This window comes from Metabacillus rhizosphaerae, assembly GCF_037201795.1.
Taxonomy (GTDB): Bacteria; Bacillota; Bacilli; order Bacillales; family Bacillaceae; genus Metabacillus; species Metabacillus rhizosphaerae.
Window position 1 is genome coordinate 3,571,384 of record NZ_CP147403.1, and the last position, 12,248, is coordinate 3,583,631.

The following is a 12,248-nucleotide window of genomic DNA, read 5'->3' on the forward strand; positions in this document are numbered from 1 at the left end:
AATATTAATACTTATAACTGAAAGAATACTACTAATTTCCTCCAAGTACCAAATATCTTCAAAATCTTTATATTATGGTAAGATATTACTAAAGAAACAATTATTCGGAGGAAAAGTACAATAATATGTTAATTAAACTACTTAAAGAATTTTCAATACAGAAACCGATAATAAATACTCTCTCTACGAATAAGACTAACTGGATTAAAAAAGTAGATGAAAAGGGTATATATGTTGAAACAGAATCATCAAAGGAAAAATTCAATAAAGGAGAAAAAGCAGATTCCACAGAATTCCTTTCAAATGATTTTATTAATCAAGGCTGGGTAGAATTTACAATAGCTAGAACTGCTTCATCAGTGGATTTCATAAAGACTCAAAGAAGAACATCCTTCTTAATGGCTTTTTTCAGTAATTTACCATTTGTAGAACAAACCCAAAAGGAAAACCGAACAGCTATTAAGCTTAAGGAGTTCACAACTGATCAGTTACCAGAAGCGAGTTTAGATCAAACTCTCGCTTTTTTAGATGAAATCATAGAGAACGGAATTAACCCAATTGATATCACTAAAATTTATAATGAGGATAAGCTAAAAAGGTTAAAATCCCGTGCGAGGCAGGGGTTAAAGCTTTTAGGAATTTTAAATGAATCCTATCAAATAAACAATAGTATTTTGGAAGATTATAAATATTCACCAGATAAAAAGAATTTCTTACGGGAACAAACCTTAAAACACGAATATTTTAATTTAATACTAGAATTATTAAAGATTGTTTCCACACTATCTAAAAATGAAAAGCTTTCATGTTTAATTGAAGTGGGCATGTTAATAGTCCGTAATTCTCGTGGAGAAAACTTAATGGTAGAGTCTGTCGCCGAATATCGTACGAGAAACATTCTTCAATGGCTTGAACAGATCGGACTTGTTGATAAGGAGTGGAATGTGATTGTGGAACAATCGTTTAGGTTAAGCTTATTAAAAGTTATGAATGAATATTTAGCTGCTAAAAATGGTCCATTTGCAAAAAATGAGCTTGGAGATATTGTACGGAATGCTATTCCTTCTTTAATAGGGAACTTTTACTTTTTGGATAGTAATCAGTATACGATTAAAGGTTCAGTTGGTCAGGGTAACTGGGCATCTGTTCCATGGATTGCTGTGATGAATAATAAAGTCACAACTTCAACACAAAGAGGTTATTATATCGTTTATTTGTTTAGTGAGGATATGCGATCACTTTATCTAACTATTGCTCAAGGTGTTACTGAAACCTCTAAAGAAGAAATGGAAAATATCAATAAGAAAATACGTGAATCAATCCATATGAATGACCGAGTGATAAAAGGCAACGATCTGCAATTAGGCCAAAGTTCAAAAGCAAAGGAGTATGAACGATCAACAGCAGCCTATATCCCATATTCAATCGATGATTTCCCTTCAGAAGACCTGCTTTTAAATGATCTAGAAGACATGATTGGTTATTACGAGGAATTTATTCATAAAAACGATCATCAAACTGAGCTAGTAAAGGATCCTAAGGGACCTTATTACTCAATTGATGAGATCATCAATCATATTGATACATATATCTCAAGTAAAGGCTTTTATTATGCAAAAGAAGAAATAATCAACCTCTTTTTATCATTAAAAACAAAACCATTCGTCATTATATCTGGTATTTCAGGTACGGGTAAAACAAAAATTGTGCAATGGTTTGCAGAAAGTGTAGGAGCAACAGAACAAAATGGGCAGTTTGAGTTAATACCTGTTAGTCCTGATTGGAATGATGGCTCTGATTTATTAGGCTATGTTGATATTAAAGGTGACTTTAAAAAGGGACCTTTAACAAAAGTGCTGATGAGTGCAGAAGAGAATCCAAGCCGACCTTATTTTGTTTTATTAGATGAAATGAATCTTGCACGTGTTGAGTATTATTTTAGTGATATTTTAAGTGTGATGGAGAGTCGCCGTTGGGAGAATGGGAAAATTGTAACTTCTGAATTAATTTCAGAAGATGTTGCAAAAAAACAAATTATCCTTTCACCTAACGTGTTTATCATTGGAACTGTAAACATGGATGAAACAACACACCCTTTCAGTAAAAAGGTATTGGATCGTGCCAATACGATCGAGTTTAATGAAGTTAATTTAGGCTATCTTTCATTTTTGAAGGATCTACAAGAAAGTGAGCAGTTCGAATTATCGAATGAACAGCTCGCAGGTACCTATCTACATTTGAAAGATGTATATCAAGCCTCTCCTTCGATAATAGAAAAAGCAACAATTCTACTAGTTGAGTTAAATGAGCTTCTTAAGCCTATAGGAGCGCAAATTGGTTATCGAGTCAGAGACGAGATTTGCTTTTATCTAGCCTATAATGAGCAAGGGAATCTTTTTTCATTTGAACAAGCCTTTGATCGTTGTGTTTTACAAAAAATTCTTCCTCGTATTTCAGGAAGTGACTATCGTGTACAAAATGTACTAGATGGCTTGTATACTTTTTGTACAAATAAGGTTTATAGTGACGAAATGGAAAGATTAGACGAGCTATCAATTGCAGCCTATCCGAAAAGCACTAGGAAGATTATTGAAATGAGACGGAGGTTAACAGACGATGGCTTTACATCCTTCTGGACTGCCTAATGAAGTCGAGCTGTTAATCATAGATACAGACGAGTTCACACTTATTCTGAAAGGAAAGCCATTTCATGAACGCTATGAAGGTCTCAGCCAATACAGACAGCTAGATTTTCACGATGAGATGAACTTAACCGTGACCGGCACAAATATAAATTCTGTAAGGGTATTTGATGTCACCACACAAGCTATGGTTGAACCTTCATCTAATCGTCCTATTTTTTTTGAAAATGGAAATTACCAGCTAGTCGTCACACCTAAAACAGATGAAAATTATTCCTTTTACCATGAGCATCCATTGCTTCGAAAAGCTATTGGAAGAGTTAATATTATGGACAATCGGTATCTATTAATGGGAAATCTTCAGTTTCAAAATGAAGTTGGATCATCTACCTTTGAAATCCGAAAGGATAAGGAAAAATTTCTTGAAGTAACGATTGAAATTTTTCCTACGAAGCTAGATTACAAAGAGGATTATAAACGTCTGCTCGATGAAGTAAACGATGAGATTTACAATTTAGCGTTTCATTTTATTAAGAAGACGTATTTAACCGCCAAAATCAATGTGGAAGGGAAGCCTTCAAGATCTGAATTTTTCCGCTTATTAAATCACCACTTTGGGCAATTAATGAAATCAATCAAACAAATAGAAAGGCAACCACATCATAAACTTATTACAACACATATAAAAACAAGGGGAGATCAGCTAGGTCGTATTGATCAGACTGGACGAAAATATTTAAACAAACGTCCGAATCTCTTTGTAGAAGTAAAAAATGGGATTGAACTACATAATCGTTCTGTAATGCCGATTTCTGGTTTAAAAATAAAGAAAGAGCTTACCTATAATACTTTAGAGAATCAGTTCATCAAATGGATAATGCTTCGATTGAAGGATAGAATTCAAGATTTACACGACAAAATACAAGCTTTGAATCATCGATTTGAAAGAGAGCAGAATGACGATTTAATTGAATCTATTTCAACAATGATCAAAGATTTGGATCAACAACTTAAAAATCCCTTCTGGCGTTTAATTGGAAAATTAGATCGGTCGGTAATGAGTTTAGTCATACAGATGGCTCCAGGATATCGAGATGTTTTTCAGACCTATTTAATTCTTTCAAAGGGACTGTCTCTTCAAGGTAATCTTTATCAAATGTCTGTGAAAGATGTTGCTACTATGTATGAGTATTGGACATTTATTAAACTCGGCCAAATTCTCGGGAAAAAATATGACATGATCAGTCAAGACATCATAAAAGTGAATCGTGAAGGTTTATTTGTCAACTTAGATACAAATTCTACAGCAAAAAGAGTTTATAGGCATCCAATAACAAAGGAACAAATAACCCTAACATACCAGAAAACTGAAAGAAAGCTACCAACTATTTCGCAAAAGCCAGATACAACTCTTAGTATTGAGAAAAAAGGTAAGGATTTTGATTATAATTACATATTTGATGCCAAATACAGAATCGAATTTGCAGTGGAAGGAAGCTACTATCAACGTCATTATCAAAAACCTGGACCTATGGAAGAGGACATCAACACAATGCACAGATACCGCGATTCACTTGTTGTTGAACTTGATGGCCCTTTTGAACGTACTGCTTTTGGCGCCTATGTATTGTTTCCTTGGAAAAATGAAGAGGAATATGAAGATCACCATTTTTATAAAAGTATCAATAAGGTCAATATTGGTGGATTACCTTTCTTACCAAACGCTACTAGAATCGTTGAGCAATTTGTTGAACATCTCATCGAAAAAAGCCCAGAGGATATACAGCAGGAAGGGATTCTTCCTAGAGGAACTAAAGAAAGCTGGATTTCTAGTCTTGACGAAAAGGTTCTTGTTGGAATGGTACCTACTGAAGAAAACTATCTAGCACATCACCAACACTTATTTTACCATCTTCCAACTAATCGTTTGAAAAAAGGCTGGCAGGAGGCGAAATATATTGCCCTTTATGCCAAAAGTGGGGCAGCCCCACAAAATGGAATTAGCTGGTTTGGAAAAATAATCAATGTTCAAATCGTTAAAAGAAATCAAATCACAGAAATTCCTAAAGAAAGCTCAGAGGAATTTGTTCGATTTGATATTGAGGTTTGGCAACCATTAAAAGCAGTCATCAAGCCTGTTGGCTACGGTATATCAGTATATACAGTGACTAACATAAATACGCTAAAGCAGGCACTAGAGTTGCCTGAAATATTTATGAAATCAAAAGAAGAAATGACACTTTGGCGAATGTTAAGACGTATCTCTGATAACATTAATTTAGAACTTGATAATAATGATTTAGATAAAGCAACAAAGATAAATCGCTTCCAAATAAAGGATATTACTTTTGAAATAGACTTCGAAGGTGCAAACATTAAAATGGTGAAAGGTTCATTATTTTCCTTAATAGATATAGAAGATGTTTTAAAGCAACCTTCAAGTGTATTTAAAAAAATAATAAAGTATATGGAATAATTTATGACATAAATATTATTAATATTTTCTAAACCCCTTGTTGTATAAGGGGTATTTTATATGCAAGGTAAGTTGCAATTGTGAGAAACTAACAGCCACTAAATTCCAAAATTTATTCCCACAAACCTACTAAACTAGCTACAATTTCATTAAGGAAAAAACAATATTTTCAAAACAAAAGAATGGGTCAATGAAGTCGAGAAGACGGGTATGGCCAAAAGCTATAAAATGGTCGTGCTATTAGCCATGCTTCAACTAGGATCATCAGAGTGGTATAAATCAATCACCCCACAAGAGGTTGCACCATTTTTCCACTCTTACTTAACAGAAAAAGAATAGCGTAAACGGATCGATTTTTCTGATAAAGAAACGAAAAAACTATGGGATTATAATGTAGAAAAGGTCAGTAGCCTAATCTTTAAAATGCCTATGACAAAGTGGAGTGGAAGCTATAAGGGCCTGATTACCTTCGAAAACAACCAAATTCACTCCAAACTTACAAATTGAAAAGAATGAGGAAGACATCTTGTTTAAATGGATGAAGGAGATTTGTGAGTATAGATTGCATTATCATTTTGAGAGGAAGTGGAATAAATAGTAGCCTTGAAACTACTTTATAAATACATAACTACTTAACGAAAGTTCCGATCTGCAAACTAACTTTTTGTTCTTATTTACTTTGTTTAATGGTATATTCTCACTAATTTGCAGATCAACATTTCTTCAGGTTCGATTAAAAATAATAGAGAGGAGAAACGGAAAATATGAAACTTAGCCTATTAATAGATAGAGACTCCGTACATGCAGGGGATGATTGTGAGTCCCATAAAAAATCAGTCACGATTAAAGAAGATACACCAGTAAAAGTATTAATTGAGAAATTAATAAGAAACAAGGAGTATGTTCTAGCATCAATTTATGGTGGAAAAGTCCTTTGGAACGTAGAAACGAAAGGATTATGTATTGCACAAGTCGTTCAGACAGAAAACAATGACTATCAAGTGTTTGGTGTGGATCACCTCATTTCGGAATATTGTAATGAAGAAAATAGTGTTGGAATCAAATTTCGTTATTTTAGGTATCAAGGGAAACATACATTTACTGAAATCGAGAAGCGAAGTTCTGTTCATTATCCTTGGTCACCAATCTATTATTATGCAGGGATTGATTACGCAAATGAGAATCAGATCTATTTTGGAAAATGGGGTATGGAGGAGAGTGTAATATGAAGCCTACTTTGCCTTTATTTAAAAGATTGTACGGTTAATGGTTATATTTTGGAGGAAATGATGAATATGTTAAAAATTCGAAACGTTAAAATGGAAGATTTACCTGAACTTGTTGTAATAGAAAATAGTTGCTTTACAATAGAAGAGGCTGCGACAATAGAAGGATTCGAAAAGCGGATTCACCTTATTCCTGATAGTTTTTTTGTAGCTGAAGAGGATGGAGTTATCATTGGATTAGTCAATGGACCTGTCATAGAAACTGCCTATATTACAGATGATTTATTCAATTATATCAAGGCAAATCCAGCATCTGGCGGTCATCAAAGTATTCTTGGTTTAGCAGTTGCACCACAATATCAAAAACAAGGCGTGGCATCAGCGTTGCTTGAACATCTTGAAATAGAAGCCAATACAAACAAACGGGAATCAATAACACTAACTTGTAAAGAAAACTTAATTTCCTTTTATGAAAATCATGGATACATCAATTGCGGTGTTTCAAATTCTAAACATGGTGGAGTCGTTTGGTTCAATATGAGTAAAAAATTGAAGTAAATGTTTTAAAGGAAATATGATAGTAAAATTGATTAAAAGTAGTATAATTTCAAGTGAATTGCAAAAGTAAAATCGTAAAACCCATCAAATCTATAGGATTCACTAAATTAAAAGATTAGCTTATTAACTAAGGAGTTAAATAGATGAAAGAAAAAAATAAAGATCTCGATTTTTTACATGAAGTAGCTAAAAAGATTTCAGAAAGATCAAAACAAGGTTCTCCGATTTTACCAGATGAAGTTTTTGATTTATTTGAAGTGACATTAGAAACTATGACTGATGTCCGAACGATTGAAATGCCTATTTTTATGCCATTCGTTATTGAAAAGGAAGATGATTTTTATACAGCTAGATGCCACGTCTATCGTGCATGTAGAGGAATAGGGTTTACAGAAGAAGAGGCAATTGAAAAATTAAAAGAAGATATAGATCTCTATAATAAATCATATATTAAAACAGAAAAAAAAATGCAAATGGAAGAAATAATGAATAAAATTTTTCCAAAAGATCGTTTCTAGATGTGGTGAAATAGAATAATCAAATGTAATTAAAGTAATAAGCTACGACGTATCGTGGTTTATTTTTTTGTCTTGCTGTAATTTCTTTATTAAAAGCATTTTAAGTTTTTTATGTAACGCATGTATTGAACAATTCTTCATATCCATGAAATAAATTACTGAACAATATGGAGAGAGGTGAAGAAAACATCACTTTACATAACAACTAGAAAATAAAGTAGACATCCCTAGAGGTCAGGAGAATTGTAAATGGAAGCTCGAATTAAAAAAAGGACACATTAACAAAAAAATCAGAGAATCTCTAATAAGTTACTGAAGAATATGGAGAGAGGTGAAGAAAACATCACTTTACATAGGGTGGGGAAGGGAGAAGATGTATCCATGTAATGACGGCATACTAGATGGAGTTTCAGATGTGTGTTTAGGTCCACTTTTCTGAAGGGGAAGTAGAATTTAGTATTCGATTGATTGGTAATTCGTGTTATATAGGGTTTTACAGTTTTTAAAATTGCACAGGTATTGAACTAAAAAATAATAACCGTAATGTATTTATTAAAGTGATCCATTGTTTAAGATTAAGTTAAAATTAACAAAAATTGTTTAATAAACTATTACACTAATGATATATTAATAAACGTTAAAATACTCTTTAAAGGAGAATTTTTGATGAACAATACGAGAATGAAACAAATTGAGTTAGAGCTTGTAGCGGAGGTGTGGACGTGACAGGTACGATAGAGAGGCAGGTCTCAAGATTGTTGAAGTTGCGTAAAATCTGCGGTTATGGTGCAGCCATAGCAGTAACGCCTTATCTACTGATCAAAATCGTATGGACTTTCGGACTCTTCCTTCCAACCGAGCAAATGGGTGATGCCAGCTGGCGAATGATAAACGCAGTTACCGCGGTTCTCGCTGCGATTGGTATCCTTCTTGCAATGGCGTTCTGCAGACCGTGGGGAGAGCGATTACCCGCGTGGATGGTTGCTCTGCCGGTTTGGGTTGGTACCGGTTTACTCGTACCCATGCTCTTGATAGCACCGATTCTAGGACCTGCAGCTATGATCCGGGATCAAGAGGCAGGTGCCGCCGACTTCTGGGTATTCGAGCAAATTTTCGTCATGATCTCGCTTTTCGGGATCGGCATCTTCCTGCCGATTGCATTGGCGGGGTATGCAAAGGCACGTTGGCCAGAGGCGCTGAGTGGAACAACCGACTACAAGGAGTTGCCGGGCAACACTAGACAACTGCAGATCATCTTGGCTAGAATCGTCGCTGCCGGCTGCATCCTACTCGGTGTAATCAAGGTGTTTTGGGCGGTTGGCGGCACTTTCGGCATCGACACGGCAACAATGGATGAACGCGATCTGTGGTGGCACCTCCTATCATTGAGTACAGGTGTGTGGTCCCTTACTGGCGCGTGGGGAATACTAGTGATAGCATCCCGACGTGGGTCGAGGTGGTTTCTGCCCCCAATGGCAGCGGCATGGATTTCCTCGGGAATGCTGTTCTCCAACAACCTATATTCTGCCTTATCTTCAGTTCGACTCGATGCGCCACCCTCCCCAGAATACCCATTGGCATGGTTGTTAACCACAGAGGCCGGCATCGTCTTAGGTGTGATAATGGGGATGATTATCCTGCTGGTGCTGCACGAACGCCGTCGAGCCCTTCGAGATGAGTCCGAGCGAAGTTAATTACACAGTAAATTGTCTTTTAAGCTGTTTAAATGCTTAGTTATAAACGAATCAGTGGTACCATTACTTTGAAAAAAATTACCCGAGTTTCTTGCGTCCTTTTAGAGATATGTTTTTGCCCCTTTTGTTGACCAGACGAGTTTTCACGTAATGTATATCCCGCTAGTATCGTACCTTCTTTTGGCGACTCACGAATATCCGCTACCGTAACTGAAAATTCAGTCACATAAAAATAGCTTCGTTCCCAACTTGATTAAAACTCATGCTCTCTGCTCGTCTTAATGCCTTTTAGTCTCTTTGACCGAACTAATGAGGATACGTCTTTAATCTTTAACAATGACTGATAATATGTACCTATTCCTGTACCGCGGATTCTATAAACCATTTTTCAATCTCAGATATTCTTATTCTTTTAGACATAAAAACACCCCTTTGGCTAAAAATAACAAAGGGGTAAAGCAACGCAACTTTATTTAAAACATCTCATCGCTATTATAAACATCGTGACTTTATTTCAAAGACAGTTGGTCATTTTGATATTTATCGTTTCAAAATTGAACTTATACAACAACGGATCTTTTACGTTAAGAAATCCTATCCCAAAAAAGGCATACATTCCAAGAATAAAAGTGATCAGTTACTAATCACGCCCCGATTGAGTCATACTCTTTCCCATATACACTATCTTTACTTTCTTCCTGTCTTATACTAAACGACCACAATCTCACTTATAATCCAGCAACAACACCCAAACTTCGACAAAAATCCCAAGCCTCTTAAAAAAAATGACGACAAAAACTAATAGAAAAACAATGTACTGAATATTGACCAAATCCAGCAATTGATGTAACATCATAATAGGTTATATTACATTATATACAATTAAACTAAAAGCTAAAAAGGAAAGATGGGGTGATTATATAATAGATCAGTTGAATACTAGAAATAGATCATTCCTATTCAATTTTTAAGAATCTGAACAAAGGAGGAGTCAGATGAAAATAGCCGCAGTCGGCTTTAATTGCGTTGACATTTATGAAAACCTTCAAAGATTATACCCTACTGGAAATGGTATCGATTTTGTTATTCATATGAGTAGATTTGGACTTCAAACCTCTGTCGTTAGCGTTGTCGGGGAAGATGAGTACGGTCAATTAATGATCGATACATTAAAAAAAGAGGGAATTGAACTATCACATCTACGTGAAGAAGCAGGGAAAACAGCTGTTATTAAGATGCAGCTAAACGGAAATGACCGTGTGCATGGCGAACTTCTTGAAGGAGTCATGAAAGATTTTTCCCTTACAAGTGATGATATCGAATTTCTCAAAGAGTTTGATTATGTTCATACAGATCTATTCGGAAAGGTCATCGATTTGCTTCCAACAATCAGAAACAATGGCAGCAAAGTAATTTTTGATTTTTCTACCTATCATCATAAACCAGAAATCAAAACGATTATACCTCATGTAGACTATGCATTTTTCTCCTATGATCAGCATGATGAATACATCGAGGAATTTATGAAAAAAGCCAAAAGTCTCGGTCCTAAAATTGTAACCGTTACCATCGGTGAAAATGGAAGTCTTTCCTATGATGGAACAACTTTTTATAAGGAAGCAGCAATCAAGGTGGATGTTGTTAACACGGTTGGTGCTGGGGATTCATTTATCGCAGGGTATATGTTTGGTGTGATAAATGGATTTAGTGTTCAAGACTGTTTGAAAAATGGTGCGAAAACAGCAGCGGGAGTTATCGCTAAGTTTGAACCATATTAGGAGTTAATTAAGTTGCAAGGTTTAGCAGAGGTAGCTTACTAGATTGAAAGGTGGAATTCATATGGTCATAGATGTACATACACATCCCATTTTTTTCGAGGGAATCTGTGATGACGAGGAGACTCTGACATTTCGGAAGGAGCAGTTTGGGATTTTTAAGCAGTCTCCACAGTCCATCGAGCAAATTTTAGTGGGGATGGATTATGGAGGGATTGATAAATCCGTTTTGCTGCCTGAGGATATTTCAACAATTGCTGGTGGTCATGTTGTTTCAAATGAGGAGATAAAGAAGCTTGTGGACATGGTTCCTGATCGATTTATCGGGTTTGCTAGTGTTGATCCACATCGTCCAGATGCACTTGATGTCTTAGATTATGCTTTTAAAGATCTTGGGTTAATGGGGTTAAAGCTGCATCCGTCTAAACAGGCGTTTTATCCGAATGATGAACGATTAAAACCAATTTATGAGAAATGTGTAGAGTACAATAAGCCGATTATGTTTCATGCTGGGATGAGCTGGGAGCCGAATGCGTTAGCAAAGTATTCACAGCCACTACATTTCGAGGAAGTTGCCTTGCATCATCCGGAATTAAGAATTTGCTTAGCTCATTTTGGTTGGCCTTGGATCAATGAAACGATTATGATAATGCTGAAATATCCGAATGTATATACGGATACGTCCATGCTGTATATGGATACGGCGAAGGATTTTTATGAACAGATTTTCACGAAAAATATGGGCCCTTTATGGATTGATCGAAATCTTAAGGATCAGGTCATGTTCGGTTCGAATACACCAAGATTCCGAGCAAATCGTTTAAAGCCAGCGCTTGAGAGCTTACCGATGAGAAGGTCAACATTGGATAAAATCCTAGGAACAAACGCTGAAAAATTCTTAGGGCTGAAGGGATAGATGATAAAATGGTGAAATTGGAAAATATCGTTTTACTTACTCAGTCGGAGTTTCAGTTAATTAAAATTACGGAAACCGTTCGAGAATTTGTTGCTGAATCTGGGATTCAAAACGGATTGGTAGCGGTGATCACTGCACATACGACAACGGGAATTATGGTGAATGAAGGTTTGGATTGCTTGGAAATTGATATTGAGGAAACACTTGAAAGGCTAATCCCAAAGCATGAACCATATGCCCATGCACATTTTCTACCATCGTATGGAGCGACAGGAAGTAACGCACCAGGTCATTTGAAGTCGATGTTATCAGGAAATAGTTGTATGCTACCGATCCAGGATGGAAAAATGATTTCTGGCCATGCACAGGATATTTATTTAGCAGAATTTGATGGACCGCAAAGTCGAAAGGTCTATATCCAGGTTATTGGGGAGTAAGCCAGT

Annotated in this window: 9 protein-coding genes and 1 pseudogene; all 10 read left to right on the forward strand. The window is 35.7% G+C overall.

Going from position 1 to position 12,248, the window contains the following annotated elements; genetic code table 11:
* The first annotated feature begins 125 nt into the window (after positions 1–125).
* The 10 genes and pseudogenes from WCV66_RS17435 to WCV66_RS17485 all read left to right on the forward strand — a co-directional run bounded on the left by WCV66_RS17435 (position 126) and on the right by WCV66_RS17485 (position 12,242).
* Positions 126–2,645 (forward strand): MrcB family domain-containing protein, encoded by a 2,520-nt coding sequence (locus tag WCV66_RS17435; protein WP_338786293.1) that lies wholly within the window; start codon positions 126–128, stop codon positions 2,643–2,645.
* Positions 2,617–5,118, forward strand: a complete 2,502-nt coding sequence (locus tag WCV66_RS17440) for a restriction endonuclease-like protein (RefSeq protein WP_338786294.1) — start codon at positions 2,617–2,619, stop codon at positions 5,116–5,118. The genes WCV66_RS17435 and WCV66_RS17440 overlap by 29 nt, the downstream gene beginning before the upstream one ends.
* Positions 5,119–5,301: 183 nt before the next feature.
* Positions 5,302–5,716: pseudogene (locus tag WCV66_RS17445) on the forward strand (DNA helicase); the annotation flags it as partial.
* A gap of 166 nt (positions 5,717–5,882) precedes the next feature.
* A complete protein-coding gene (locus WCV66_RS17450) occupies positions 5,883–6,347 on the forward strand; it encodes a hypothetical protein (RefSeq protein ID WP_338786295.1) in 465 nt (154 codons plus the stop codon).
* A 66-nt stretch (positions 6,348–6,413) separates the two neighbouring features.
* Positions 6,414–6,902, forward strand: a complete 489-nt coding sequence (locus WCV66_RS17455; RefSeq protein ID WP_338789476.1) for an N-acetyltransferase — start codon at positions 6,414–6,416, stop codon at positions 6,900–6,902.
* 143 nt (positions 6,903–7,045) lie between these two features.
* Entirely contained in the window at positions 7,046–7,420 is a 375-nt protein-coding gene (locus WCV66_RS17460) for a hypothetical protein (protein ID WP_338786296.1), read from the forward strand.
* A gap of 722 nt (positions 7,421–8,142) precedes the next feature.
* Positions 8,143–9,114 (forward strand): hypothetical protein, encoded by a 972-nt coding sequence (locus WCV66_RS17465; protein ID WP_338786297.1) that lies wholly within the window; start codon positions 8,143–8,145, stop codon positions 9,112–9,114.
* Positions 9,115–10,109: 995 nt separating this feature from the next.
* Entirely contained in the window at positions 10,110–10,892 is a 783-nt protein-coding gene (gene frlD / locus WCV66_RS17475) for a fructoselysine 6-kinase (RefSeq protein ID WP_338786298.1), read from the forward strand.
* A gap of 61 nt (positions 10,893–10,953) precedes the next feature.
* Positions 10,954–11,805 (forward strand): amidohydrolase family protein, encoded by an 852-nt coding sequence (locus WCV66_RS17480; RefSeq protein ID WP_338786299.1) that lies wholly within the window; start codon positions 10,954–10,956, stop codon positions 11,803–11,805.
* Positions 11,806–11,813: 8 nt separating this feature from the next.
* On the forward strand, positions 11,814–12,242 hold the full coding sequence (locus WCV66_RS17485; RefSeq protein ID WP_338786300.1) for a secondary thiamine-phosphate synthase enzyme YjbQ: 429 nt from the start codon (positions 11,814–11,816) through the stop codon (positions 12,240–12,242).
* The last annotated feature ends 6 nt before the right edge of the window (positions 12,243–12,248 follow it).